Source organism: Sphingomonas sp. So64.6b, assembly GCF_014171475.1.
In the GTDB taxonomy this organism is placed as follows: domain Bacteria; phylum Pseudomonadota; class Alphaproteobacteria; order Sphingomonadales; family Sphingomonadaceae; genus Sphingomonas; species Sphingomonas alpina_A.
On the sequence record NZ_CP048817.1, the window covers coordinates 3156316 to 3181858 of the forward strand.

Annotated in this window: 22 protein-coding genes; 6 read left to right on the forward strand and 16 right to left on the reverse strand. The window is 64.5% G+C overall.

Annotated features, from left to right (window positions below; translation table 11 throughout):
* Nucleotides 1-83 precede the first annotated feature (83 nt).
* Nucleotides 84-401, forward strand: a complete 318-nt coding sequence (locus G4G27_RS15200) for a hypothetical protein (protein ID WP_183109437.1) — start codon at nucleotides 84-86, stop codon at nucleotides 399-401.
* Nucleotides 402-440: 39 nt separating this feature from the next.
* Here the strand turns inward: G4G27_RS15200 and G4G27_RS15205 are convergent, their stop codons facing one another.
* The 5 genes from G4G27_RS15205 to G4G27_RS15225 form a co-directional block, all read right to left on the reverse strand.
* Nucleotides 441-791, reverse strand: a complete 351-nt coding sequence (locus tag G4G27_RS15205; protein ID WP_183109438.1) for a GFA family protein — start codon at nucleotides 789-791, stop codon at nucleotides 441-443.
* Nucleotides 792-848: 57 nt separating this feature from the next.
* Nucleotides 849-1535: a 50S ribosomal protein L11 methyltransferase gene (locus G4G27_RS15210; protein WP_244624354.1), complete on the reverse strand. Its 687-nt coding sequence runs from the start codon at nucleotides 1533-1535 to the stop codon at nucleotides 849-851.
* A gap of 160 nt (nucleotides 1536-1695) precedes the next feature.
* Nucleotides 1696-3780 (reverse strand): hypothetical protein, encoded by a 2085-nt coding sequence (locus G4G27_RS15215; RefSeq protein WP_183109439.1) that lies wholly within the window; start codon nucleotides 3778-3780, stop codon nucleotides 1696-1698.
* 93 nt (nucleotides 3781-3873) lie between these two features.
* Entirely contained in the window at nucleotides 3874-4023 is a 150-nt protein-coding gene (locus G4G27_RS15220) for a hypothetical protein (protein WP_183109440.1), read from the reverse strand.
* Nucleotides 4024-4178: 155 nt separating this feature from the next.
* Nucleotides 4179-7037 carry a YadA-like family protein gene (locus tag G4G27_RS15225; RefSeq protein ID WP_183109441.1) on the reverse strand — a complete coding sequence of 953 codons (2859 nt, stop codon included), beginning with the start codon at nucleotides 7035-7037 and terminating at the stop codon, nucleotides 4179-4181.
* A 211-nt stretch (nucleotides 7038-7248) separates the two neighbouring features.
* On the opposite strand from G4G27_RS15225, the gene G4G27_RS15230 reads away from it, so the two are divergent.
* Nucleotides 7249-7773, forward strand: coding sequence for an ECF-type sigma factor (locus G4G27_RS15230; RefSeq protein ID WP_183109442.1), 525 nt, complete (start codon nucleotides 7249-7251; stop codon nucleotides 7771-7773).
* Between the two features lie 193 nt (nucleotides 7774-7966).
* On the opposite strand, the gene G4G27_RS15235 is transcribed toward G4G27_RS15230, so the two are convergent.
* Complete coding sequence (locus tag G4G27_RS15235) at nucleotides 7967-10477, reverse strand: serine/threonine-protein kinase (RefSeq protein WP_183109443.1); 2511 nt, start codon at nucleotides 10475-10477, stop codon at nucleotides 7967-7969.
* 195 nt (nucleotides 10478-10672) lie between these two features.
* Between G4G27_RS15235 and G4G27_RS15240 the strand changes: the two genes are divergently transcribed.
* Nucleotides 10673-11071, forward strand: a complete 399-nt coding sequence (locus G4G27_RS15240; RefSeq protein ID WP_183109444.1) for a DUF2809 domain-containing protein — start codon at nucleotides 10673-10675, stop codon at nucleotides 11069-11071.
* A 150-nt stretch (nucleotides 11072-11221) separates the two neighbouring features.
* Here the strand turns inward: G4G27_RS15240 and G4G27_RS15245 are convergent, their stop codons facing one another.
* The 3 genes from G4G27_RS15245 to G4G27_RS15255 all read right to left on the reverse strand — a co-directional run bounded on the left by G4G27_RS15245 (nucleotide 11222) and on the right by G4G27_RS15255 (nucleotide 13967).
* Nucleotides 11222-11998: a ThuA domain-containing protein gene (locus tag G4G27_RS15245; protein WP_244624717.1), complete on the reverse strand. Its 777-nt coding sequence runs from the start codon at nucleotides 11996-11998 to the stop codon at nucleotides 11222-11224.
* Between the two features lie 25 nt (nucleotides 11999-12023).
* A complete protein-coding gene (locus G4G27_RS15250) occupies nucleotides 12024-12608 on the reverse strand; it encodes a hypothetical protein (protein WP_183109446.1) in 585 nt (194 codons plus the stop codon).
* A gap of 141 nt (nucleotides 12609-12749) precedes the next feature.
* Complete coding sequence (locus G4G27_RS15255) at nucleotides 12750-13967, reverse strand: M23 family metallopeptidase (protein WP_183109447.1); 1218 nt, start codon at nucleotides 13965-13967, stop codon at nucleotides 12750-12752.
* A gap of 211 nt (nucleotides 13968-14178) precedes the next feature.
* Here G4G27_RS15255 and G4G27_RS15260 point away from each other — a divergent pair, with 211 nt between their 5' ends.
* Nucleotides 14179-16245 carry a prolyl oligopeptidase family serine peptidase gene (locus G4G27_RS15260; protein ID WP_183109448.1) on the forward strand — a complete coding sequence of 689 codons (2067 nt, stop codon included), beginning with the start codon at nucleotides 14179-14181 and terminating at the stop codon, nucleotides 16243-16245.
* Between the two features lie 423 nt (nucleotides 16246-16668).
* Here the strand turns inward: G4G27_RS15260 and G4G27_RS15265 are convergent, their stop codons facing one another.
* Both G4G27_RS15265 and G4G27_RS15270 read right to left on the reverse strand, forming a co-directional pair.
* Nucleotides 16669-17562 carry a hypothetical protein gene (locus G4G27_RS15265; RefSeq protein ID WP_183109449.1) on the reverse strand — a complete coding sequence of 298 codons (894 nt, stop codon included), beginning with the start codon at nucleotides 17560-17562 and terminating at the stop codon, nucleotides 16669-16671.
* Nucleotides 17563-18472: 910 nt separating this feature from the next.
* Entirely contained in the window at nucleotides 18473-18814 is a 342-nt protein-coding gene (locus tag G4G27_RS15270) for a hypothetical protein (protein ID WP_183109450.1), read from the reverse strand.
* Between the two features lie 132 nt (nucleotides 18815-18946).
* Between G4G27_RS15270 and G4G27_RS15275 the strand changes: the two genes are divergently transcribed.
* Nucleotides 18947-19693 (forward strand): hypothetical protein, encoded by a 747-nt coding sequence (locus tag G4G27_RS15275; RefSeq protein WP_183109451.1) that lies wholly within the window; start codon nucleotides 18947-18949, stop codon nucleotides 19691-19693.
* Nucleotides 19694-19740: 47 nt separating this feature from the next.
* Here the strand turns inward: G4G27_RS15275 and G4G27_RS15280 are convergent, their stop codons facing one another.
* From G4G27_RS15280 to G4G27_RS15295, 4 genes are all read right to left on the reverse strand, one after another.
* Nucleotides 19741-21291: a terminase gene (locus tag G4G27_RS15280; RefSeq protein WP_244624355.1), complete on the reverse strand. Its 1551-nt coding sequence runs from the start codon at nucleotides 21289-21291 to the stop codon at nucleotides 19741-19743.
* Between the two features lie 162 nt (nucleotides 21292-21453).
* Nucleotides 21454-21939 (reverse strand): helix-turn-helix domain-containing protein, encoded by a 486-nt coding sequence (locus G4G27_RS15285; RefSeq protein ID WP_210275207.1) that lies wholly within the window; start codon nucleotides 21937-21939, stop codon nucleotides 21454-21456.
* Nucleotides 21940-21950: 11 nt separating this feature from the next.
* Complete coding sequence (locus G4G27_RS15290) at nucleotides 21951-22697, reverse strand: hypothetical protein (protein WP_183109453.1); 747 nt, start codon at nucleotides 22695-22697, stop codon at nucleotides 21951-21953.
* Nucleotides 22694-23008 carry a hypothetical protein gene (locus G4G27_RS15295; RefSeq protein WP_183109454.1) on the reverse strand — a complete coding sequence of 105 codons (315 nt, stop codon included), beginning with the start codon at nucleotides 23006-23008 and terminating at the stop codon, nucleotides 22694-22696. The genes G4G27_RS15290 and G4G27_RS15295 overlap by 4 nt, the downstream gene beginning before the upstream one ends.
* Before the next feature lie 78 nt (nucleotides 23009-23086).
* Here G4G27_RS15295 and G4G27_RS15300 point away from each other — a divergent pair, with 78 nt between their 5' ends.
* Nucleotides 23087-23620 carry a hypothetical protein gene (locus G4G27_RS15300; RefSeq protein WP_183109455.1) on the forward strand — a complete coding sequence of 178 codons (534 nt, stop codon included), beginning with the start codon at nucleotides 23087-23089 and terminating at the stop codon, nucleotides 23618-23620.
* Between the two features lie 9 nt (nucleotides 23621-23629).
* Here the strand turns inward: G4G27_RS15300 and G4G27_RS15305 are convergent, their stop codons facing one another.
* A complete protein-coding gene (locus tag G4G27_RS15305) occupies nucleotides 23630-25447 on the reverse strand; it encodes an ABC transporter ATP-binding protein (RefSeq protein ID WP_183109456.1) in 1818 nt (605 codons plus the stop codon).
* Nucleotides 25448-25543: the final 96 nt, after the last annotated feature.

A 25543-nucleotide genomic window follows, 5' to 3' on the forward strand; every position in this document is an offset into this window, starting at 1 on the left:
GGGCCGGTATGCCATTGTGAGAGAAGAAGATGGTTCGCGAGACGATCGCTGGATCGTCATGCGTCGACGCGCTAGGCTGAGCCATGCGCGAGGGTGTCGGAGAAGGCCGCAAATGGTTCGCGATCGGCGCGATGCTGGTCTTGCAGATATTCCTGTGCTGGCTGAGTCTCGGCGAAGTCATGGCGATGTCGATATTCTGCACCGTGCCCCGGCTGCCGTCGCTCGCCTGGTTCGGTTATATTCACATCGTGTTCGCAGGCATTTTCCTGCTCGGCCTGGCCTCGCTGCCATGGCCTCGCGCCCGCATCCCCTATGTCGTCCTGCTGCTGCTTACCCTGCCCGCTCTACCGCTGCAGATATGGCTGGTCGGTCAGGGCTATCTGGGTTGTGACGGCCCCTGATTGGTCAACCGAAACCAAGGCTCCATCTGGTAACTCCCATCACCGGCTCGCGCCGTCCACCTTCTGGATTGTCAGTGCGTCGAGGTCGATCGACGGCACGCAACGCAAATTGATCGCGCGCGTCTCGACGCCATCCGGACCGACGCCATAAGCAAAGGCCTGGGTACCACAGGTCGCGCAGAAGCGATGATCGATCTTGTGGGTATTGAATGTGTAGGACACGAGATCGTCTTCGCCCGATTCCAGGGTGAAGCTGCTCGCCGGGAAGAAGGACAACAACATCCCCTTGCGGCGGCAATGCGAACAATTGCAGCTCATCGCGGTGTCCGGCGCATCGGCATCGACCGAAAAATTCACCGCGCCGCACTGACAGCTTCCTTCGAACGCCATTTATTCTCTCCTCTTTGCCGGCACGTTAGGCGCTAACCGATAGCAACCGCAACTCGCTCATTCCCTGCCCGGCAGCAGCGAGAACACAGCGGCCGGCTTGGTTCTCCCGGCCCCTCCATCACCGGTTTCGGCCACATCATAATCGGCGATCCGGTGCAGGCGCGCGCGCGGCAGATGGTCGCGCCATGGATCGCCGATCAATATTGCAATCCCTGCATCCAGACAGCGGTCGAGAAACGCCGTCACGCGCCGCGCCAGCGCCGCATCGTAAAACAGGTCACCGACCAGCACGAGATCGACCGGCGGTGGCGGCCCAGTGGTGAGGTCGCCCGCGACGACCGTCACCGCGACCGAATTGGCCTCGGCATTCAGCCGCGCCGCGACGACCGCATAACGATCCACATCGGCGGCGATGACCGCGCACGCACCGGCTTTCGCGGCGGCGATCGCGACGATGCCGGACCCCGTGCCGAGATCGAGCACGGATCGGCCGGCGACGGTTTCGGGCCGGTCGAGGACATGGCGCGCAAGCGCGAGGCCGCCGCCCCAATAATGCGCCCAATAAGGTGATTCGAAGCCTTGCTCATCGGCCTCGGCGAGCCGCCACAAACCGCTGCTCGGCCCGGCCTTGTGCAGCCGTAGCTCGGGAATCGACGGTACGGGCACGAGGGGCAGATTGGCCTGGATGAACGCCGCCACATTGGCATCGTTCGGTCCGGCCAATGCATCACTTGTATCGGACAATGGCTCTTCCTTACCGCAAAACCGGCGTCCGGTGTCGGGTGCGCATGGCACCTGCCTGCCAAGTGGCTCGCGATCGCCAGTCTGTCCAGCCCGGTTCCCGACAACGAACAGCGTCAAGGCGCGGCGGCCTGTACGGGCCGCCGCGCCCAACAACGATGTGTCAGACCCGCAACATCATCCAGGTGACATTGGTCGAACTTCCGGGAGCCGAACTGAAGTTGATGCGGAATCCGGTCGTGGTCTTGTTGGAAATCCACCACCGTGCATCCCACGACAATTCGACGCTTGGGATGGAGTAATTATTGTCTACTTCGGCCCGCGCTGGAATGGCAGCCAGCGCGGCAGGCGGCGCGCCTTTTGCGGTAAAGGCAACGCCTGTATCGGAGAACGTCGTGGTAGTCGCCGGGAACTCCCAATAGCCTTCGAAATATCCTTTGGAGACGCTGTAGCGATAGACCCGGCGTTTATAGCGCGCCGCATTCGGCAGGCTGTAAAAACCCATATCGACTCGGTTTCCCGCAGTGACCGTCAATCGCTTGATCGCGGTATTATCGGCCGGCGCGACGAATGGCTTGACGCTCACGCCGGTTTCTCCACGTTTGCCGACGAGCGTCGAGCAATAGGCATATTCGTCCGCCGCAAGGGTCGATGTACCATCCGTCACCGGCGCGGGAACCGACGCGTAACCCGCATGCCCGGTGGCGACGGCGACCGGAAAAACGACGTCGATATAGGTCGCGGCCGCGGCTACCGGCTCGACACCGCCCAGGTTACGGGCGAATACGGGCGCATTGAGGAGATCGAGATCGGTCAGGCCGATCATCATCGTCTGGCTGTCTGCTGACAGGCTCGATCGATCGGCCGACAATGATCCTTGCGTCGCGGGATTGCTCTGTACGAACCGCCCGGCGAAGCGCGGCGTAGCGTTGGAGAACAGCGCGTTGCCGCCCTGCATGCCGCCACGCTGTACCTGATCGAGGATCGGCATGTCGTAGTTGAGCAGCTTCGCTCCCTCCGTGGTTGCGGAGATCGCGATGTTGCGCAGCGTAACCGATGAATCGATCGTATCGCTGATCACCACGCCGTGCAGCACGGGACGTAACAGTGGCACAGCGGCCGCACCGGCGCCGGTGACCGTCACATTGCTGATCGTGGCGCTGGTCGCGCGCGAAACGTAAACGCCGATGCGATTGCTTTCCGTCGTCACCGCATCGACCGTGCCGCTGAACGCCTGATCGCCGCCAAAATCCGTACCGTTCCAGGTGTCGACATGGAACGCTGGCGCACCCAGTCGCAATGCGCATTCTGCCACCTCAAGCCGTGCGCCGAGCAGCTCGACGCCCGCCCCTGCCAGTGCGACGCTTTGCCCCCAGCCGGTACCCGTCGCATTGACCACTACGGCGTGGCCGGAGGCATACAGGCCATAGGATTTCTGCCAGTCGGTGGCATATTGTTCGGGACTACGGCCGGACACGAAATACAGGCCGGGAAAATGGCAGGTGTCGATCGTGGTGTTGAACGCGGTGACCATCAGGCCGCGATAGGCGCCGCCGATCTTGCAACGCGTGATCGCCGAATTGACGATATAGATGAACTGCACCGCCGTTGCATATTTGCCGAAGCCGGCATTGATCGTGAAATCGCTCCAATCGACACCACGCCCAGCCGAGATCAGTACCGCGCCGGGCGCGCCATATGCCGGCGAGATGGAACCGTCCGGCTTGCGCAGGATATTGTCCGCGTCGATATAACCTTCGGGCGCGCGAATGCACGGCGTGTTGTGGCTATCGTTGGTGTTGAAACGAATCAGCGAATTGAGATCGCCCTGGCCGACGATCTTGCTGGTGTTGGTGACGCCGGCCTTCCACGGAAAAAGCGGAATTGCCGGATCGCAGAAGATCGTCCCCTTGGGCAGCGAAAGAGGTCCGAAATAAAATGCGGCCTGCAATCGGGCGCTGTTCTGCGTCGGGATCGGGGCCGTCGAGTCGTCCAGCACGATCCCGAACGCGGTGGCGCAGGGCATGATCTCCGGGTCGAGGCGGAAACCCCGACCATTGGACGACAGCGCCGCAGTGTAGGGGTTGGCTGCGACATAGGTCGCGTCAACCACCGCATCATAGATATACTGAGCAGCACCGGCCTTTCCGCCAAGCTTGTAGCTCGTCGTTTCGATTCGTTCGACGTCAGTCGCGATGCTGGTCGACGCGATGTCGAGGAAAGATCCGTAAATCGGGGTGGCAGTCATACAAGTCTCCTATTGGGAGACGTCGTATTGAACACACCAGGATCGGTTTGAATCGATCGGCGACCAAATCCGCCGGGAAGCGGTTACGCCGGATCAGTGATCGCGATCGTGATCGCCGCGATGATGATCGCCGCGGTGGTGATGCCGGTCGCTATTATGGCCCGGCCGGCCCTCGCGGCAGGCGGACACGCCGAGCCCGGCCAGAACCAGCACGGCGGCAAGAGTAAAGGTCTTGGTACGCATCGACACTCTCCTGTGAAGGAGGGGTCAACGGCCGGTGACAGATCTCGTTCCGGACTATGGCGCAGGCCCAGCGATCAATCGCAAACGAAAAAGGGACGCGCGACTGCCCGCCGCGCGCCCCTTCCTTCATCGCCTGGATCTACCAGCCAATCATCTTACCAGCCAAAGGTCACGCCGACGCGGCCGCCGGTCGAACCCTTGACGGTCGATCCGGCGATACCGCCCGAGACATAGACCCGCTCGGTGACCTTCGCGACGGCGGCGGCGGAGAAGCCCTGTTCGCCGCGATAGGTCGCCAGGTTGAACGACATCGCCACCTTCATGTCCGCCGGCATCATCGTACCGCCCAGCGCCAGCGCCGCCGCGATCCCGCCTTCGGTCTGCCGTGCCTGCCGCGTCAGTGTCGCGGTGCGCGATTCCAGCGAGGCCGTGCGATTTTCGAGCATGCCAGTGCGGCCCTCGAGCGAGGTTGCGCGGTTCTCCAGGCTGGTGGTGCGGCCGTCGAGCCCGGCCAAGGTGCCGACGTCGAGCGTCGAGGTGGCGAGATTGCCGAGCCCGTCGCTGGTGATCAGGCTCAGTGCACCGCTTTGCGCGGCACGGCTCGCCGAGGACACGATGCCCGACAGGGTGACCGTGGAGGCGGCGTTGCCGACCGACACCTGGCCGACACGCGTCGTCGTCACCCCATCACCGATCGCCACGCTGCCCGCCATGTCGGCGACATTGTTGTTGCCCAGCGCAATCGAACCCTGTCCGCCGGCGCTATTCTGGTTGCCGATCGCGACCGCACCCTGGCCGATCGCGCTGTTGTTGTTGCCCATCGCGACCGCGCCCTGCCCGGTTGCGATGTTCGGATCGCCGATCGCCACCGCGCCGTTGCCGGTCGCGATATTGCCCGCGCCGATCGACACCGCCCGGCCGCCGGCGGCCTGCGCACCATCGCCGATCGCCACCGATGACGGGCCGCTCGACACGCTCGACTGGCCCACCGCGATCGAATTGGTCCCGGTCGCCTGCGGGCCGGGGCCAGTGAAGTTGGTCCGGAAATAGGCCGTGTCGTCGGCCACCTGATCCGCCGTCGCCTGTGCCGTCGCGGCATTGGCGAGCGCGGTGTTGGCGGTGCCCTGTGCGGTCGCCGCATTGACCAGCGCCGTATCGGCGGTGCCCTGCGCGGCTGCGGCGCCGGCGAGTGCCGTGTCGGCAGTGCCCTGCGCGGCTGCGGCGCCGGCCAGCGCGGCATCGGCGGTGGCTTGCGCCGCCGCCCCGCTCGATCCCGCGGCCATCGCTGCGGCAAGGGCGGCGTCGGCAGTCGATTGTGCCGTTACCACGCGCGTGTCGAGCGCGTTGAGCTGGTTCATGTTGACCGCATCATAGCCCTCGATGCCCCCCGCCACATTGGTGATGCGCCGCTCCGCCCCGATGCTGCCGACCGACACCGTGTTCGCCTGGTCGGCGACCGACCCGGCGCCCAGCGCGACCGAATTGGCCGCGGTCGCGGTCGCGCCGTTGCCCAGCGCGACCGACCCGGTGGCGCCCACCGCGACCGTCGCATTCGCGCCCAGCGCGGTCCCGCCGGTTGCCGCCGAATTGCTCGCCCGGCCGATCGCGATGCTCTCGTCTCCCGTCGCGGTCGATGCCGATCCGACCGCGAAGCTGTAATTGCCATCGGCCAGCGCGCCGGCGTCCCCCGCCGTGCCGTTGCCGCCCAGCGCGACCGCCGCGACGCCGCTCGCCTGGCTGTTCGAGCCGGCCGCCACCGCCCCGCTGCCCTGCGAGCGGGCATTATACCCGAGCGACGTGGCCAGCGCGCCATCGGCCGATGCCTGCATGCCGATCGCGGTCGAATTCGCCCCGTTGGTGAAGGCGAACATGCCGACCGCCGTGGTCCCGGCGCCGCTGCCGCCCGCGCCCTCGCCAAGCGCGACCGCGCCGCGCCCGGCGCCGGTCGCGTTGACGCCGATCGCGATCGCGCCATCGAAATAGGTATTCGCGTTGGCGCCGATCGCGATCGCGGAGATCCCGTCCGCGCCCGCCGAATTGCCCATCGCGATGCTGTCGATGCCGGTGGCGACCGTTGCATTGCCGACCGCGATCGACTCCGCGCCCACCGCCTGCGGCACCGGGCCACTGCTGTTGGCAACGAAATAGGCGTTGCCTGCGCCGAGCAGCGCGGCGTTGAGCTGCGCCAGATTGACCGCATCGGTGCCAAGCACGCCAGCGCCGACATTCATGATGCGGCGTTCGCTGCCCACCCGACCGACCGACACCGTATAGGCGACATCGGCGATCGCATCGGCGCCGATCGCGACGCTGTATTCGGCGAGCGCCTGCGACTGGGTGCCGAGGGCGGTGCCGAGGAATCCGCTCGCGGTCGAAAGCGCGCCGAGTGCGACACCCTGACGCCCGGTCGCGGTGACCTGGGCGCCGCTGCCCAGCGCGATCGACGACAGGCCGAGCGCGTTCGATCCATCGCCGATCGCGACATCGCCGGATTGCGCGGTCAGGCTCGAACGGCCAAGCGCGATGGCGCCGGTCCCGGTTGCGTTCGCCTGCGCGCCGATCGCGACGGCGAAGTTCCCCGTCGCGATGGTGATCCCCGGGGAGCTGCCCGAAGCCGCGCTGCCCAGTGCGATCGACGAGGTGCCGACCGCCGCCGCGCCACCACCGATTGCAACCCCGAAGTCATTGGCGACTGTGTTGAGCTGTACCGGGAAAAGCGTGAACGGGTCGAAATAGACTGCGGGTCCGCCGATCGCGATCGCGGTGTCGCCGCTGGCCTGGGCCGTGTTGCCGACCGCAACGCCGCGCGGTCCGCCGGCATTGGCGAACGGGCCGCAAGCGATCGAGGCAGTCGTCGGGGTCAACGGGAAGACCCCCGGACTGCCGCCCGCGACCGCGCCCGTCGGCACGCCGTCTTCGGAGGCGCAGGTCACCTGCGCGCTGGCGGGCATCGCAAAGGCAATGGCGAGAGCGAATGGCGCGGCGGTGGCGAGAAGTTTGTTGGTGATACGCATGGACAGTCCCCTTTTCGGCGGCATCGGCCGCGGTTGATCAGATGCTTCGACCCATGGGCTGGCGCATGGTTGGTCCTGCGCGATGCCCCACGCGTGCCCCGACGCCGCTGCGGCATCAGGTTGCGCTTGCCATCCGCCCGGCCACGCCGGTAAATCGGCGCGGCCAGTCTCGTGGCGCTGCATAAGACGTGAAAAGGCGACCGGACCGGCCATGCCCGATCAAGAAAATTTTACCGGCGGCTCTGATGTGCTGGTCGAATCGCTGTATCGCGAGCTGAAGGAGATCGCGCGACGCGAACATTTCCGCGCCGGGGCACCACAGACGCTACAGCCGACCGCGCTGATCAACGAAGCTTATGTCAAGCTGAGCAAGCATGACGGCTTTGTCAGCCAGCGCCATTTCCTTGCCTGCGCGGCGACCGCGATCCGCCATATCCTGATCGATGCGGCGCGCGCGCGCGCGGCGGGCAAGCGCGGCGGGACCAATGTGTCTTTCACCGAAAACCTGAATTCGATGGCGGCGATGGTGCCCGACGACGCCGATGTCATGCGCCTCGGCGATGCGCTGAAAGCCTTGTCGACCGTCGACCCCAATCTCGCGCTGTTGGTCGATTGCCGTTTCTTCGCCGGGCTGGACGAGCAGGAAACCGCCGATGTGCTTGATGTCAGCGTGCGCACCGTGCGCCGCTGGTGGGTTCAGGCCCGTGCCTGGATCTATCGCGAGATGGCGACTTAGCGGGACGTCGGCTTGGGTGGAATCACCTCCCCCCGTTCGGGCTGAGCCTGTCGAAGCCCTGTCCTTCGTTCGACGAAAGAACCGCCCTTCGACAAGCTCAGGGTGAACGGAAGGGGCGGATCAACTCAGCTCGAAACGAACGGAGGATGGTCACATCCGCTTCGGGGCGCCGCTTCGCCCCTACCCCGCCCCCTTACCCCGCCGCATCAATCCGCGCCATCAACGCGGGAAAGCTCTTCAGGTACGACACACCCGGCGCGCCGAGATCGCGGAAGATTACCGCCGCCTTGTTCGCCGCCACCCGCGCTTCGGGCACGCGCCGCTGGTCGAGCAGGGTGATCGCCCGCGCGCGCTCGACAATGCCATGGGTCAGCCCGACCTTCTTCATCGCCGCGACCCTTGGGTCGATCTCACCCAGCAGCGCCGTCGCGCTGGCCGTGTCGCCGGTTTCCGCCATCGATTCGACCAGGCCTGCGCCGATGATCAGCGTCGGCACGGCGACCGGACCGAGCTTGGCGATCGCGATCGGCCTCGCCTGGGCAAACACGTCGCGCGCTTCAGCGAATTTGCCGCGGATCAACAGCGCCCGCCCCAGTTGCAGCAGGTCGACCGCGAGGCCCGCCGAATCGCCGAACACCGCCCGGCGCCGTTTCACCACCGCGCGAAAGATCGCCTCGGCCTGCGCGACCTGGTCGAGCTTGAGCAGCCGCACGCCCTTAAGCTGTGTGATCGCCAGCCCCTGCGTACTACCTTCCTGCCCGGTGCGCTTCAGCGCGGCATCGGCGCGCGCGAACACCGCCGGCATCGCGTCGAGCCGGTTGGCCTCGACCATATAGACCAGCAGATTATTGTAGAGCGTCAGCAAGTCGCGATGGTTTTCGGTATAGAAACGGTCGGCCAGCGGCAGGTTGCTCGACAACAGGCCGATCGCCTCGTCATAATTGCCCTGCCGCCGCGCCAGTTGCGCGCGCGCGCTGGCCATGTCCAGCAACTCACCCTGGAACCGCGCCGGATCGGTGCGAAACACCGTGTCGGCCGAGGCGAGCAACGCCGCCGCGTCGCCATCGCGATTAAGCGCCATCGCCGACGCTGCCAAACGCAGCTTGAGTTCCGCGGTGGACACCGGGTCATCCTTGCCGATGCCCTTTTTCAAGGCGCGCTGGAGCAGCGCATCCATGCCCGCCGGATCCTCCAGATTGAGGTACAGATCGGCCAGGGTCGTGATCAGCGTCGCTGACTTCGCACTGGTATCGAGCGAATCGATCAGCCGCGCCGATGTGCCGTCGAGCATCTGCTTGACGGTCGCGTCGCTGCCGCTGTCCGTATCGGCGGTTTCGCGAAACATCACGGTCAGCATGCGCACGATCGCTTCGGACCGGCGCACCTCGGTCAACGCCATGTCGCGCTGGATCGCGGTCTTGCGCGCTTGCCAGGCGACTGCCGTGGTGCCGATCAGGATCGCGATCAGCGCCGCCGCCGCGCCGCCCACCGCCCAGCGATAGCGCCGCACGAAACGGCCGACCATGTAGCGCGTCGATCCACTCCGCGCATGGACCGGCTTCATCGTCTGGTGGCGCAGGATGTCGTCCGACAGCTCGGCCACGCTGCGATAGCGATCGGCCGGCGCGCGGCGCATCGCCTTCAGGATGATCGCGTCGAGATCGCCGGCGATGCGGCTCGCCGGCACCGGCGCCTCGGGTCGCGCGGCGGCCTGGCTCGGCACTGGCGGTTCGCTGTGCAGCACGCGGCGGATGATCGACGGGATCGATGTGTTGCCGGTGCGCCAGGGCCCGGTGCCGGTGACCAGTTCGAACAGGATCACCCCCAGCGCATAGACATCGGTGGCGATCGTCGCGGTATCGCCGTCAAGCTGTTCCGGTGCGGCGTTTTCCGGCGTCAGCATCGCTTGCGTCGTCGCCGGCACCACCGCCGTGTCGTCGAGCAGCTTGGCGATGCCGAAATCGAGCAACCGCACATTGCCGTTGCTGTCGATCAGGATGTTCGACGGCTTCAGGTCGCGGTGCACGATCAGGTTGGCATGCGCGTAGCTGACCGCGTCGCACACCTCACGCACCAGATCGAGCCGGCGATCGAGCGTCGCCTCATTGATCCGGCACCATTCGTCGATCGAGACGCCGTCGACATAATCCATCGCCATATACGGACGCCCGTCCGCCGCGATACCGCCATCGATCAACCGCGCAATGCCATGATGTTCGAGCCGCGCGAGCAGCTTTCGTTCGCGCGCGAACATCGCGCCGCGATCCGCCGCTTCGGCACGCAGCAGCTTGAGCGCGACCCGCTGATCGAAATCCGCCCCATGGCGATGCGCCAGATAGACTTCGCCCATGCCACCCCGGCCGATCAGCCGGTCGACCACGAACTGCCCGACCTGCTGCCCCTGCGCCAGCGAGCTATAGCCGCTGCCCGCCTCCGGTTCGTCAAGACCCGGCGGCGACAAATCGAGGATGCCATAGCTGCCCGATGCGGCGAGCAACTCGCGCACCTGCCGCGCGACCGTGTCGCTGGCGCGAGCGCGTGTGAGCGCCGCCACCTGTTCGGCCGGGGCCAGATCGACCAGTTCGTCGAACAAGTGCTGGATCGCGGCCCATTCCTGCTCGGTCGTCTTCACCACGCCGCGCGCACCCGCGCCGCCCCGCCGCCACCGACGAAAGTCCGCCCCCATCCCCACGATCACGGTCATCATTCGTCTCCCCGAAGAGCGCCACGATAGCGCGCGCCGGGCAGGAGTAAATTGCTGCCGGTGCGCAACGGCATCGATCTGTTACGGGGTCATGTTCCGGCGAGCAGACGGGACATCAAATCGCCTCGCAGTCAGCATATCGCCTCGACACCAATTCCTTATATGCCCGGCAACTCACCTCAGCACAGGCCAGCCATGAAAATCCGTCGCCCATATGTCCTGGCCGCGATCGCGCTGTTCGCAACGGAGATCGCTATCGCGCTATTCGTGCATGACCGGCTGATCCGCCCGCATATCGGCGACAGCCTGGCCGTCATCCTGCTCTATCTGGCGTTGCGCGCGGTCACGCCGCTGCGCGTGCTGCCTGCTACGGCCCTTGCATTGGGCATCGCCTTCGTCATCGAATTCGGCCAGCTCTTCGGGCTGATCGGCGCGCTGGGCTTAAGCGACAATATCGCGGCGCGCTTCCTGCTCGGTGCCGGTTTCGACCCGATAGATTTCATCGCTTATGCCGCCGGCGCGCTGGTCGTGCTGGCGGTCGAGCGGTGGCGTTGGCCGGAGGGTTTGCCCGATCGCGGGCAAACTCAGCCCTGACCGACCGGCTGCCGCGAAGTCCGAAGCAACGGGTTCACGCGGTGCCGCGGACGCGGAGCAGGTCGTCGCTATGTCAACGCGCTCCAGGTGGGTGGAAATCGCACCCCCACGTGAACCCACGTCTTCGCCTAAGAGGCGATCCACCCGCGCCTATCGCTTTAGCACCCAGTTCAGCCCATTTTCGATCTGTTTGACGAACCAGGGGTCGCGATAGGATTCATCGGTATGGCCCATCGCGGTGTAGAATATGCGCCCGCCCTCGAATTCCTGACACCACGCCACGGGATTGGGGTTCACGTCCGCCTCGCCGATCGACGCCGGATCAATCGTCGCCAGCAAATGCAGCCGGGGATTATAATCCTCGAAATAATACCATTCATCGACATGGCGGGTGACCGGCGCCAGCCCCTTCATTGCAGGATGCCTGGGATCGACCACCGTGATCGTGCCTTCGGGCGTCCCCTGAGGGTGGCGCTGGAAGCGCGCACCGATCATCCGGCCGTACCAGGGCCAGTTGTAATGCGAATCTGCCGCGGCATGGATGCCGACCACCCCGCCGCCGCGATGGACGAACGCCTCGAACGCTTCGCGCCGCGTGTCGGTGAACCATTCGCTGGCCGCGTCCCTGGCGCTGGTATCGCTCAGCAGGATGATAGCCTTGACGTCCTTCAGCCCGTCAGTGCTGAATATGTCCGGATCCTCGCTCGCGATCATCGTCATGCCGGCGCGCGCGCCCAATGCCTTCAATGCCGCCACGCCGGGCGTGATCGACATATGCCGCCAGCCGGTCGATTTCGAGAAGATCAACACGCGCGGTGCCTCCTTCGCCCCCGCCTCCTTCGCCCCCACCTCCTTCGCCCACGCCGCGCTGCCCGTCAGGGCAACGCCGCCGACAAGGATCAGCAGCAGGCAGCGCAGATATCGCATCACTGGATGTCTTTCCTTTTAGTGATCAGAACGGGTCGATCTGCGTACAATCGTCGCGCTTCAGGTCGAATTCCACCGATGTCAGGAATCTGATGACTTCCCCGCCATTCAAATAGGTGGCGGCGTATCGTCGCAGCAACGCCTGCCGATCTTGGGTCGGATGCCCGAACGCGCCGATCAGGGTTTCCCGGCTCAGCGGGCAGTAATAGGACCGGGCCTCGCCGTCCTTGATTCTGACGGCGGTATAACCTTCCTCTTCTTCGTACTCCGCGGCAAAATACAATATGATGCCGCTTGCCGATTTTCGCGCGCCGAATTGCTCGGGATATCCGCCGGACCGGTAGAGGAGCGTGCCCTTGTCGTCCCTGACATGAGTTCCTTCCATTTCGTCGCCATAACTGAGTTCGACGTGATAATAGCGCGATCCGCTATCGCCGCCGATCCGGTAGCGCTCGAACGTCACGGGGCCATCCTTTTCGGTCGAAGGCGACACCCATTTCTTCCACTGCCCGTCGGGATAGCGCAGCACCGCATCCGCTGGCCCCCGCGCCGCGCCGATCAATCCGATCCAGATCGCCAGCAAGCAGAAAGAAGCCGTCGTCCTCGTCATTCTTCCGCTCCCCGATCTGCACCCCTCTGGCGCAGCGCAGGCTATCGATACGTTCCCGTTATGTCCATGCCCGTTATGCCCGTGGCAATCTGCGGCGCTATCGCAATGCCGATCCCATGGCGGTGAAAGATATCGGCGGCACTATTGTCCCGGCAGCTGACCGTTCATCCACTTCACCGGATCGACTTCCTTTCGTTTGGTCTTCGCGGCCGATTCGGCCGAGTTCCAGACCTCGAAATGAACATGACTGCCCTGTCCTTTGGCGTTGCCCGTCACGCCCAGACGACCGATCTCCTCACCGCGACCGACCCGCGTGCCGACCTTGATCGCCGGCCGCGTTTCGAGATGGGCATAGACCGTCCGATAACCATCGGGATGCTGCACGACGACATAATTGCCCCACCCGGCCAGCCGGGGTCCGGCGATCTGGATTTTCTTGTTGGTCTTCGGGTCCCGCACGATGATCTTTTCACGCTGCGCGGTTACGGCCACGACCACGCCGTCCGCAGCGGCGCGCACCGGATCCCCGATCGCGCCGGGCAGGTCGATGCCCTTATGCGGATGACGAGCACCTTTCCTTGTCGTCCGATAGGCGCCTTCGAGAGAGAAACGGCCATCGGAATAGGCGAGTTTGTTCGGCCCTATCCCGCCTTTCACGGCTGGCCGCCCATCGCCAGGAACGGGCCATGCCCTGACTGGTTGCGCGTCGCGCGGCGGCGCCGGTTCCGGTGGCGCCAGCCCCGATGTCGCCAAACCCGGTGTCGTCGCCATGCCGGATCCCGGCTCCGCCCCGGCACGCAATTCGGCCGTCGGACCCGGTGGAGCGGAGAGTTCGAACCGGCGCCGATTGGTTGCCGGGAAGAAAGCCGGATTGCCGGCATCGATCGATCGCGCAAGAGACTCGGTGTCGCCAGGGCGGATGAACGGCGATGGCATGGTCGCGGCCGCAAGGGTGATGTCTGCGGCGACGGGGGCCCGAACGTCGCGAGGCGCTGAGCTGCCCAACCCCAGCGCCCGCGTCGCGCGAACCAACGCCTCGTCGATCTCCGCATCGGTCGGCAGGCGCTTATCGCCGGTCAGAACCTTCAGGTCGGTGACCATGCGCGAATAGAGCTGCATCGTGATGCGGCGCTGCGCCGCAGCCGTATCGGCGTTGGGGATGACGGGCTGCGTGGCCTCTTCGTCCGGCATAACCGGCGCTGGCGGATCGACCGGCCCGGCGTTCAGTGCCTCGACTGGCGCGATGTCGGCCTCTGCCGCCGCCTGATCCGCCACAGGCGGCTCGTCCGAAGCGATTGGATCGGCCGGCGGATCGGCCGGCGGATCGGTCGGTATATCTTGTTCGAATGGTATCTGCACCGGTGTCTCCCGTCGCACCAAGCGTGAGTGACGATGGTCAGCTCGCCCGAATGACGCGAGCGAGGCTGTAGCGATTTGGCCAATCTGTTGAATCGGCCCCGGGTTGGGTTCATCGAGGCGTTATTGCGGCCACGAAGTGGCGGTTTACTTCGCGCCCGGACTCGTCTGCATTGTGTGAAGGAAACGGGGAGCGGGCGGGATGAAGATTGCGATGCGGAACAGGGTATGGGCCGGCGCGCGGCTGTCGGCGGCGCTCATCCTGACCAGCGCCACCGCATGGCCGGTCGCCGCCGCCGATCCACCGCCCTTTGCGATGAACGAGGAAGTGCGCACCGGAGTGCGCGCGATGCGCGGGATTGCGCTGGCGCCGGACGGTCGCAGCGTGCTCGCCGCGATCACCGAGACCACCGCGAACGGCGGCTTGCCGCATCTCTGGCTGCTCGCGCCAGGCGCCGCGCCGCGCCAGCTGACCTTCCGCACCGGCGAACGCGGCGAAAGCGAGGGGCGCTTCCTGCCCGACGGATCGATCCTGTTCTTGGCGACGCGCGACAATGCCCGCGCGCTTTATCGCTTGCCCGCCGGCGGCGGCGAGCCCGACCAGTATAAGCTCGGCAGGGCCGGCACGGTCCTGACCGCGCGCTGGAACGGCGCGGCGATGAAGGACGCGCTGCCCGTCTCCGGTTATGCCGCATCGCCCGATGGCCGCACCATCGCGCTATGGGCCGAGGATCCCGAAACGGCGGAAGTGAAGGCGCGGCGCGAGCGCAAGGATGATGGTTATGCGCATGACATTCCCGACCACCGCACGCATCTCTATCTGGTCGACACCGCGACCGGCGCGGCGCGCGCGGTGCCGGTCGATGGCGTGTTCAGCTCGGTCGATTGGTCGTTCGACGGCGCCGACCTGATCGTCGCGACCGACCCCGATTCCGACGAGACCGGCCCCGATGCGCGCTTCCGTCGGATCAACCCGGTCACGCTGGCCGCCACGCCGATCGATGTGCCGCGCACCGCGAAAGGCGTCGCCTTCCTCCCCGGCCGCGCCCGGCTGGTCTATACCGACCAATGCGCCGACGATGCCCCGCCGCGCTGCAACGACCTGATCGTCAAGGATGTGGCGAGCGGAGAGGCGCGGAACCTGACCCGCGGGTTCGATGGTGAAATCCCCGGAGATTTCGAGATACTGCCCGATGGCGATCTGGTCATGGCGATTGGGGTGCACACGCGCACGCGCCTCGCGCGCCTGTCGACCCGCACCGGCGCGGTCCGCTGGCTCGACACCGGTCAACCGGTCGCCGTGTCACCCGTCACCAATGCGCGCCAGACCGCCTGGGCGTTTCTCGCCGCCGGACCGACTCAGCCGACCACTGCGATGCTGCTGCCCGGGCTCGACGCGAAGCCGGTCGCATTGACCGCGCCCGCCTTGGTCCCGGCGCGCTGGCCCAAAGTTCAGTCGCACCTGGTCAGCTGGCAGAATGAAGGGCTGACGATCGAGGGCCTGCTTTATCTGCCGGCAATTGCGCCGGGCAAGAAAGCGCCGCTGGTGCTCAGCATCCATGGCGGCCCGGCCGGGCGGTTCCAGGACGGTTACGACAATCTCATCCAGATGCTCGTCGCCGAGGGCTGGGCAGTCTTGCAGCCCAATATCCGCGGCAGCACCGGCTATGGCGCGAAGTTCACCGCCGCCAACAAGAACGATATGGGCGGTGCCGATTACCGCGACGTGATGACCGGCATCGACGCAGTGCTGAAAAATCATCCGCTCGATGCCAATCGCATGGCGCTGATCGGCTATAGCTATGGCGGGGAAATGGCCGGCTTCGTCGTCGGCAGGACCGACCGGTTCAAGGCGATCGTCTCCGGCGCGCCGGTGATCGACCAGTTCAGCGAATATGGCACCGAGGACGGCAGCTTCTACGACCGCTGGTATTACGGCAAACCCTGGCTCAATTTCGCCGATGCGTGGCGCCAGAGCCCGTTATCGACCGCCGGCAACGCAAAGACGCCGTTCCTGCTGCTGCAGGGCGACAAGGACGTCACCGACCCGCTCGGCCAGTCGCTCGAAATGTACCGCGCGTTGAAACAGACCGGCGCGCCGGTCGCGCTGGTCGTCTATCCACGCGAAGGGCATAGCGAAACCGGCGGCAATTTCCGCGCGACGGTCAGCCAGGAGCCCTGGCACGGCATCGACCTGCGCCGCCGCATGTTCGGCTTCCTGCGCGCGGCGTTCGCGGGGGAACCCGACCCGCTCGCTGTGGCGCGCAAGGATGTGCCGTAAGGGGGTGTTGATCGCCCGCGAGGATGAGGAGTTCGTTTCCACCTCCTCCGTGCGAACTTTTTCGCTGACCACCACGCGTGAAACAGATACAGATCTTAACCCGCCGCACCTGTTTTCCGGAGCCTGTATTAGGTGGTGCCCATTGGCGGACGACCGCTAACGCCCAGAAATGCGTCGTTGATTTCCTCTGCGATGAACGTATGGTCCGGATAGAAGTAGTCAATCGTGCCTGTCTAAGCCGACAGTGAGCAGCGCGCCCCATTTCCGATCATTCAGAGGTGACTTCTGCGGGGTTAGAGCCGCGAAAAGAACAAGCTCTAGGACCGTCGTGAACACGCGTTTGCCTCGAAAACCCCCATGTGAGCAGCCGGATTTCTCGAGGGCGTCAGGACATGGCCGCGATCAATCCCGAGCAGAAAGGGATCAATCCGCTGGCCCCGTGCCTCGCGCCGGGTAAACAAAAATTGGTTGGTCATAATAGAGGTAAGAGTGCGTAATATTACCGTGTTCTGCTGTGAACGACATGAGCGCCAATGGATAATTATTGCCGCGATCATGGCATACAAAAGAGGCCCCGAAAGGATCCGAGTCCCCTAGATAACGCGCTTTCGAAAGCCCTATTACGTCTTTCAATTTGCAGCGGTAAAGCAGTCGTGCAAAATCATGATAGCTAGAATCAAACTTATTGGTAGATCCATCTAACCAGTCAGCTTTTACATTAGTAAATATAGTGTACTTTATCGAATTTATATAATCGTTAGGCTTGCGAACTCCTATGAGTTGTTTTGCAAAATTCATTGCGGCTGATCGATTTTCATCAGTAGGAGATGACACATCGCGAACTGGATTAGGCCAGGCGACTAAATGTCGAGGATCTTCGTCTACTCTCAGTCCGAACGCAGCCCATGGGCGCCATTTCGCACACGGCGCCGGCGCCATAATCTCTTGAGCTATGATAAAGAAATCGATCTTGTCGTCTCGTGTCAGACCATTCATCAAACGATAGCTAAGCGGGCCGCAATCGCTCACTTCCGTGGGGCGTTCGCCGCAAGTCCAGTCTATGTGGCCGAAACCGTCTGCATTATGAGAATTTTTGGCCGTGCATTTCGCAACCATTGTAGGAATTTCTTTTACAACGATCTTGCGATTGTATGATTTACCTAGCGCTCTCGGGGTATAGAGCTCTATGTCCGGGCCAAGGATAGCTTGAAGCGTCGCAATATCGGAGTCTGCAGCAGCCTGGACGATACGATCCAGTTGCTCCGGACCAGGTATCGCCTCCGAAGCCCCAATCGAAAATGGCACGGTCAGCGTCAACGCGATTACTCGCATTCGCGAAGAGTAGTTTCTGTACCGCTTCATATCGAAGACGATAGCGCCATTCATGTGAATCCAAAAGGGTTGATCATGGCACAATTGAATATAGAGATGCCGGACTTTACGGCTCTGCCCCGCGGCAGATAAACGATGAGATTATGGGCGTGAGCAGCCACCGGTCAGGGTGACCGGCGGATGGAAATATCACGAAATCCCAGCCGGAAGCGGGCGGCCGGGGGGTTGCGGCCCAACTTCTGTCATGCATCGATGGCATTCATTGAAAGCTGAGCGTCTGCTCTCGCCAAGAGCCGTCGTTCCAGCGAGGCATCGGAACCGACGGCTTCCCACCCACGTCGCGACATTGGACCGGCCATTCGGCTATCGCCCAGTTGCGAACATCGCGGAACGACGTAGAAATTGGACGGACTGCATTCAGGGAGGGCTGCTTGGACAAGCAAAGGAAAGTTCGAACAGCGGAACGCATTCTATTCGCTTTGCTGGTGACCGCTCTCGGTGTGGCAGGGTTTATCTTTGAGCGATTCCGGGCCGAAGTGCCGGAGTGGCAACTGGTCGGTCTCATTTGCGGAGGCATGTTGGTAGCTTACGGCGCGTATCGGCTTGCACGGAACTACGTGCTCCGAGGGCCCGAACCGTAGGGGTCCGCTTTCCACCAGGTCCCGACATTCGTCGATCGGTTATCGGAATACTCTCGAAAAAAATCGAGGCTTTTCCGTATCGGTCACCGTGTTCGAGCACTGTCCGCCAGCAATATCAATCACCGCAATCAATGCGGCGATCAACCCGGCCAATCGCCGCAAGCGGGGACCAGGACAATTCGATCCCCAACTCGCGATCGTGCTTCAATCAAAGCCATCCCGCGCCGGGCCACAGGCCACGGGACGTGACAACTCTATTCCGTGCCCGGTTTCCAGCTATTGTCGATCATCTTCCAGCCCGTCTCGCTGTCCTTCTTGTCGGCCATCGCGGCCGCGGCGGCCGCCGCGCTGGGGCTCGCCCAGCAGATCACCGATCCGCTGATGCCCGGCACGCTCTTGGTCAGATATTTGAAATAGGCGTCCTCGGCCGCCTTGTCGCTCGGCCCCTGATAGACCGAGGAGAAGTGGATCTGCTCCTTGTCGTAATCCTTCAGGGTGCAATAGGCGAAGGCGCCGGTGCCCTTCGCCTGCGCGGGTAACGCTCCGCCAGCGCCCATCGCCATTGCCAAAACGGCTGCGGCCATGATCCTGATCATCACATTCTCTCCCTTCCGTCGATGTTCGACTGCGGGTGAGTTTACGCTCTTGGGGGGCGGGCTCAAGGGGTACTACGGTTGCTCCCTTGAGGTCGCGGTGCCAGTTTACTTAATCCCCTTCAGACCACTAGAGTGATCGCCGCCTTGCAAGGGCGTTTCGGCCGGGCGCTGGCACAGCCAAATCACCGGCGCGATGGTGGAGCCGTCGTAATACTTTTGCAGTATCAGGCCGTTCGTAACGAAAAGTCAGAAAGATACCCAATGCGATTGATCCACTTGGTTGCCATGGCGATCTTCATGATGCCGACGGCGGCCACCGCAAAAACCGTCGAGGTGCTGGTCAGCGCATTTGCCAGCGAGGGCGCACCATCGGACTATGCCTTGGTAGCCGAGAAAGGCTTTGACGCGGAGAGTCTGGAATTTCGCTCCTACGCGGCAAAGCTCGACAAGATGATGGCGGCGCGCGGATGGACGCGGGCGGCCGACGCTGGCACGGCGAAGGTAACGATCATGGTCAGCTATGGCATCGGTGACCCAAAGGATCATCAATATTCCTATTCAATAGCGCAATATAATGGCGCTGGCCAACCGAACACATGGCTTCCGATCAATGGAGAGTATGTGAGCTATCGGCGCTGGCTGAAGATGAGCACTATGAGGAGCACGCCAGATGGCGGCAAGCCGCAGGAAATCTGGCGCGTGGATGTCGAGAGTTCAGGAAGCTCGGGCGATATACGGGCAATATTTCCCTATCTGGTTTATGCGGCAGCGCCCTATATCGGGGCCGACACCGGTCAAGCGGTCCGGGTGAAGGTGAAAGACAACAATAAGGACTTCAGAGCCTTTAACGAAACCGCACGGGTTGATCCGCGACGCTGACATCACCGCCCCCCCCCGGGGCACCGGTTCACTGCGGTCTGATTTTCTCACTCCGACAAATCCGCATATAAATCCCGCTCCTCACCCCCGCGCCGGTAGCGCCCCGGATCGAGCCACCCCGGCAACATCCTCGGCTGCACCGGCTCCGCGAACGTACACGCCAGCGCATCACCATCATCGGGCGAGGCAAGCCCGCGCGATTTCATATGTTCCTTCTTCTCCAGCATCACTGCCTGATCCGCGTCGAAACCATATTCCGGGCCGATCAGATCATCCTCCAGCCCCTGATGATCGGGGATGCAGCCCTCGCTCAACCAATGACGCATATTGGTCCACATCTCGGCGCGCTTGTTGGCGACGCGGATGCGGGCGCTCCCCATCCAGCTCGCCTCACGCACGCGCGTGCTGCCGAACCACACTTCGCTGACCAGGATATCGGGCAGCAATTGCCGCAGCCGGTCGATCACCGCCGCGCCGATATTGCCGGCATCGACGAAGATCGCGTCGGGGCGCCACCGCCCCGCCTCCATCGCGATGTCGCCGGCCAGGCTCATACTGTCCATATGATGCCAGCGCTTCCACGGCCGGCTGCGCGCATCGCGGCCGCAACGGATCGCCAGCGTCGAATGATCGTCGCCGAAGCGCGCGCAATCGACGCCGAAGATCACCGGATCGGTGCCGAGCCCGGGTGCCCCCTCTCGCGTGCGCGCCGCCGCGACGGTATCGCGCGCGATGAATTGCATCGACGACGCGGAGGGGAATTGCCCAAGCACCCGCACCCGCACCAGATCGCTGTCCAGGCCATAGGTCGCGACCAGTTCGTCGAGATAGGCCTTGTTGGTGCCCTCCACCTCACGGCTGTCGATCTGCGCGGTGTTCCACAGGTTACGCAGCTTGCCGAACACATCGCGGAACGGCCCCGTCCCTTGCGTCGGGTTGCCGAAGGCGAGGAAGATGATCTCGGTCTCCGCATCGGTCAGCGCGCCAAGTGCTACTTCCCACACTTTCGCATCGATGCCGCTCGCCTCGTCGAAGATCAGCACGATGCGCCGACCCTTGTTATGCAGCCCGGCGAACGCTTCGGTATTGGCGAGCGACCAGGTGACCAGGTCGGCGCGCCACGACCGGCCATGGCCCTTCGCGGTGCTGGCCAGCGCGGTCGCGGTCTGCGTAAACCAGTCCGCGGTCGAGGCAAGCTGCGCCCATTTGCCGATCTCCGGCGCGGTCTTGGTGAGCAGCTGGCTTTCGGTGTTGGCGGTGACGATCACGCGAGTGTCCTCGCACGTGTCGAGCGCCCATTTGACCACCATCGCGATCAGCGCCGACTTGCCGATGCCATGCCCGCTGGCGCGCGCGATGCGGCACGGCGTGTGGCGCGTCGCATCGTTTGTCAGATGCTCTCCGATCGCGTTCAGCACGTCGCGCTGCCAGTCGCGTGGGCCAGTGATGTCCGTGAGCACGCCGTCGCCCCAGGGATAGACGTGCTGCGCATGGCCAAGCGGATCGTGTCTGAACGCGGCGATCGCGTCGCGGATCGGGTCGCTATCGGGCTTGCCTGGCGGCTCGGCTTTCGGCTTAGCTGGCGGCAATGGAGTCATGGTCGATCTCTTTCCCCTCCTGCAAGGGAGGGGCCAGGGTGGGTCAGCGGCGGGGCAGGCTCGATGCCCGTTCCGGCGCTTCGAGCGAGGGGCGGAGAGTCGTTTGAGCGCGCAGAACGCGCGCCCACCCGCCAGCCCCTCCCTTGCAGGGAGGGGAGTAACTCACCCCACCCCAGCGCCACGTGCGCGCCAGCCGGCCCACACCAGTTCGGCGATGAAATCGTCGATCCGCATCCCTTCCTTGTGCGCGGCACGGATGATCTCCGCCGCGAGGTCCGGGCTGCGCTGGCGCAGATGCGGCAATGCCGGCACGGGCAGCGAGCGGGGGCGCGGCAAGGTGCGCCAGTGCGGCGTCTTGTTGTTGACCGGCGCGGTCGCCTTGCCGGTCGACACCACGAAGATGCGGCGCGAACGCTGATAGCGCTCGACCCGGATCAGCCCACGTTTCTCCAGCCGCTGGACGATGTTGACCGTGGTGCTGACCGAATCGCACCCGACCGTCGCCTGAAGTTCATCGGCGGTCGGCGCCAGCCGTCCCGCCTCGGCCGCGTCGACGATGGCCGCCAAAGCGCGCGATTCCCATGGCGTGAGGCCGATCAGTTCCTCCCCGTGCAGGGGAGGAGCAACGATTGCCTGAATTGCCGTCATATCGATCTCCATCATGCTGTTTCCATCGCGCCCGCCGTGCGGAGCGGCGCACCGGCCCAGGGTTTGTCCTCCAGCCCGCGCAGATAGGCCGCGCGCGCCGCCTCGCTCATCACCGGGGTACGGCGGGTTTCGTGCGGCCGTTCGAGGATCCGCAGGAACGCGTCGCCGCTTTTCAGCAGCCAGCCGAGATCCGCTTTCCACGTGCCCCGCCCGCTTTTCCCGCGATCGCCGCGCCCCTCACTTCTCCCGCAATGCCAGTCGCTCGCGCCGAGCCGCTCGATCGCTTCGAAGATCGCCGCTTCGCCATGCTCCCGGACCCGTGCCGCGAGATGCGTGCGCCGCTCCACCGACAGCCCGCGCGCCTCGGCCAGCCCGTTCGCCGCCGCCATCAGGTTCCACGCCGCGGTCACCCGCTCGGCCAGTGGTTCGGCTTTCGGGATCACGAGCAGCGGGGTGGCATCAGCGTCAGCTGATGAGGGTGAAGGGGGGTTAGAGTTTATATCATTGGGGGGAAGGTCGGCATGACCGTCACCATCGTCACCATCGTCACAAGTGACGGATGTGACGCTTGGTGACGCCCCTTGCTCCTTTTGGCCCTGTTCCTTCTGGCCCTGACGCGCGCGATACCGCGCCATGCGCCGCGCGCCGGGCGACCGCGTATCGGTCGCCGCCTCCAGTTCGGCGATGGCGCGATACAGCGCATCGCCGGAAACCCCGGCGTCGATCAAATGCCTCATGGCGGTGGCGATGACGCTCATGCCAGCGCCTCCCGCTCCCGCCGCGCGGCCATGCGGATCAGCTCGGCATGGCTGTACAGGGCCGCAAGTCGCGCGCCCTCGACCGAGATGCCGTGTTGTTCCGCCATGCGTTCGAACAGGCGCTGCGTCGCATCGCGCAACTGGTCGCCGGCGATCGCCGCGGCGCTGCGCAGCAACTGCTCATGCTCGATTTCGGATCGCTCCTCGCCGGTCGGGATCGGTCGATCACTGGCGCCGCCAAAACTGTCCGGTTCGGATTCGGCGGGCGGTCGATTCAACTCGAAACTGCCCTGATCTACTGCCTCAGCCATCTCGACTCGACTCCAATATTCTCCTTTTGTTCTCCTATTCGCTTTCCTACATTGCAAGAACAATATAGGAAATTTCCTATGATGATCGAATCAATCGCATCAACCCAGGAGGTGATCACGACCAACCTCGCCCGTCTTCCCGCTATGGCTTTTGCGCCTGCACCCGCCACCTGCGAGAGTCTCCATCCGGCCTGGACCGCCCCACCTTGGACCACGACACCGGCGATCGCCGCTATGTTCGCCCTGCTGCGCGACCTGAACGCGCTCCACGATCGCGCTGCTTCGCTATGCCATGCGAATCCCGCGACCGGCCTGGACAGCGTGCGCGGAGAGATCGGCGCGGTTACCGGGCTTTACGAAAACGATTTTTCCGGCCCGATGCGCCTGGTGTGGACGGTCCGCGCCAATGGCGGCGCGGCGGCGTCGTTATGGGAATTGCTTGGCCAGCACCGCGACGCCTGGATCGACGCGCAGCTCGCCGCCGAGGGGTTCGCCCCCTGGACCTGGAACGACGCGAAGCACGACCGCCGCGAGGCATTGGCCGAGGAAGCCGGCACGGTCGCGGCGGCATGGGCGGCGTTTTGCGGGGAAGACAAGTGCGCCGGCTCCTGAGCCTCGCCGTCAGGCTTCGATCAGCACTGCCTCCCCCGCTTCCCCGATAATGCCGGCCCCAATCACACCCGACTGCCGGTCGAACAGCCGCCGGTAGATTCCGTGCGGATTGGCCAGCAGCGCCTCATGGTCGCCATCTTCGACGATCCGCCCCTGGTCGAACACCAGGATGCGGTCGAGCGTCCGCACCGTCGACAAGCGATGCGCAATGACGATCGCGGTGCGCCCGCGCATCAGCCGTTCCATCGCTTGCTGGATCAAGCCTTCCGATTCCGAATCCAGGCTCGATGTCGCCTCGTCGAGGATCAGGATCGGTGCATCGGCCAGAAAGGCGCGGGCAAGCGCGACGCGCTGCCGCTCGCCGCCCGACAGCTTCACACCGCGCTCGCCGACCAAAGTCGCATAACCACGCGGCAGCCGCGCGATGAACGCATCGGCATTGGCGAGTTGCGCGGCGCGCTCGATCTCGGCCTGCGTTGCGCCGGGCCGGGCATAGGCGATATTCTCCGCCAGGCTGCGGTGGAACAGGATCGGTTCCTGCTGCACGATCGCGATCTGCGCGCGCAACGAACGCTGCGTCACGTCGCGCACATCCTGCCCGTCGACCAGCACGCGGCCGCCGGTCACATCGTGCAACCGCTGGATCAGCTTGACGAAGCTGGTCTTGCCCGATCCCGAATGACCGACCAGCCCGACCCGTTCGCCGGTGCGGATCGTCACCGACAGATCGTTGTAGAGCGGCGTTTCATGCCCGCCATAACGGAAGGTGACATGGTCGAACCGGACCTCGCCCGCGGCGATTTCGATCGGCCGCGCGTCCGCCCCATCCTCAATGCCGAGCGGTTCGCCATGCAGGTCGACCAGTTCCTCCAGCTCATTCACCGCGCGCTGCAACTGATGCACATAATGGCCGATATCGACCAGATAGCCGTGCAGGATGAAATAACTGGTCAGCACATAGGTGATGTCGCCCGGCGTCGCCTGCCCCCGCGACCACAGCCACAGCGCGCTGCCGACCAGCGCGGTACGCACGATCCACAACAGGCCGATCTGCGCCGTGCCCGACCAGGTGCTGCGCACCCAGGTCCGGGTCGTGCGGCGCTGCCATTTGGTCACGACGCGCGCGAGCCGCGCTTCCTCGCGCGCCTCCGCGCCGAACGACTTGACCACTGCGTTGCCGCCGACCGCGTCGGACAATAGCCCGCCGATCCGCGTGTCCCAGCCATTGGACAACGACGCGGCCGGCGCGACCCAGCGCGTCGCCAGGGCCAGCGTCAGCACGACATAGATCACCGCGCCCACGCCCATCACCAGCCCAAGCAACGGCCAGTGCCAGCCGAGCAGCAGCATGGTGCCGGTCAGCACCACGAAACAGGGCAGCAGCGCGAGCAACAACACATCGTCGAGCGTGTCGAGCGCCCACATGCCGCGCGAAATCTTGCGCACGGTGGACCCTGCGAAACCATTGGCGTGCCAGTCGGAGGAGAAACGCTGCACCCGGGCGAACGCGTCCTCGGCGACATCGCCCATCAGCCGCAGCGTGAACGGCACGACGTTCATCCAGGCGAGATGGCGCAGCCCAAGCATCGCCAGGCCAAGCGCGGCCATCGCCGCGAACAGCCACAGCGCCTCGCCGCGCGCACCGGTCGCGAGCGCGTCGACCAGCTTGCCGGCGGACATCGGCACGAAGATCTCGGTCGCCGTGGCTGCCGAGATGGCAAGGCCGATCAACAGCGCCCGGCCACGCTGCCGCGCCCAGTGCGCGAACGTGAAGGAAAGCACGGCACCGATCACGCCGGCGCGGCTCTTGTTGCGAACATGAGTCATGGATTCGTGACACGGCGCAGGGGACGCGCCGGCTCCTATAGCAATGTCGAGAAAAGTGTCGCGGAAAGACGCCCGATCGGGGCGGCCTCAGGACCT

Excerpts from the sequence above, each read along its gene's own strand:
- G4G27_RS15200 (WP_183109437.1), top strand. The coding sequence starts at position 84 with ATGCGCGAGGGTGTCGGAGAAGGCCGCAAATGGTTCGCGATCGGCGCG.
- G4G27_RS15205 (WP_183109438.1), bottom strand. The coding sequence starts at position 791 with ATGGCGTTCGAAGGAAGCTGTCAGTGCGGCGCGGTGAATTTTTCGGTC.
- G4G27_RS15215 (WP_183109439.1), bottom strand. The coding sequence starts at position 3,780 with ATGACTGCCACCCCGATTTACGGATCTTTCCTCGACATCGCGTCGACC.
- G4G27_RS15220 (WP_183109440.1), bottom strand. The coding sequence starts at position 4,023 with ATGCGTACCAAGACCTTTACTCTTGCCGCCGTGCTGGTTCTGGCCGGG.
- G4G27_RS15225 (WP_183109441.1), bottom strand. The coding sequence starts at position 7,037 with ATGCGTATCACCAACAAACTTCTCGCCACCGCCGCGCCATTCGCTCTC.
- G4G27_RS15230 (WP_183109442.1), top strand. The coding sequence starts at position 7,249 with ATGCCCGATCAAGAAAATTTTACCGGCGGCTCTGATGTGCTGGTCGAA.
- G4G27_RS15235 (WP_183109443.1), bottom strand. The coding sequence starts at position 10,477 with ATGACCGTGATCGTGGGGATGGGGGCGGACTTTCGTCGGTGGCGGCGG.
- G4G27_RS15240 (WP_183109444.1), top strand. The coding sequence starts at position 10,673 with ATGAAAATCCGTCGCCCATATGTCCTGGCCGCGATCGCGCTGTTCGCA.
- G4G27_RS15245 (WP_244624717.1), bottom strand. The coding sequence starts at position 11,998 with ATGCGATATCTGCGCTGCCTGCTGCTGATCCTTGTCGGCGGCGTTGCC.
- G4G27_RS15250 (WP_183109446.1), bottom strand. The coding sequence starts at position 12,608 with ATGACGAGGACGACGGCTTCTTTCTGCTTGCTGGCGATCTGGATCGGA.
- G4G27_RS15260 (WP_183109448.1), top strand. The coding sequence starts at position 14,179 with ATGCGGAACAGGGTATGGGCCGGCGCGCGGCTGTCGGCGGCGCTCATC.
- G4G27_RS15270 (WP_183109450.1), bottom strand. The coding sequence starts at position 18,814 with ATGATCAGGATCATGGCCGCAGCCGTTTTGGCAATGGCGATGGGCGCT.
- G4G27_RS15280 (WP_244624355.1), bottom strand. The coding sequence starts at position 21,291 with ATGACTCCATTGCCGCCAGCTAAGCCGAAAGCCGAGCCGCCAGGCAAG.
- G4G27_RS15285 (WP_210275207.1), bottom strand. The coding sequence starts at position 21,939 with ATGACGGCAATTCAGGCAATCGTTGCTCCTCCCCTGCACGGGGAGGAA.
- G4G27_RS15290 (WP_183109453.1), bottom strand. The coding sequence starts at position 22,697 with ATGAGCGTCATCGCCACCGCCATGAGGCATTTGATCGACGCCGGGGTT.
- G4G27_RS15295 (WP_183109454.1), bottom strand. The coding sequence starts at position 23,008 with ATGGCTGAGGCAGTAGATCAGGGCAGTTTCGAGTTGAATCGACCGCCC.
- G4G27_RS15300 (WP_183109455.1), top strand. The coding sequence starts at position 23,087 with ATGATGATCGAATCAATCGCATCAACCCAGGAGGTGATCACGACCAAC.
- G4G27_RS15305 (WP_183109456.1), bottom strand. The coding sequence starts at position 25,447 with ATGACTCATGTTCGCAACAAGAGCCGCGCCGGCGTGATCGGTGCCGTG.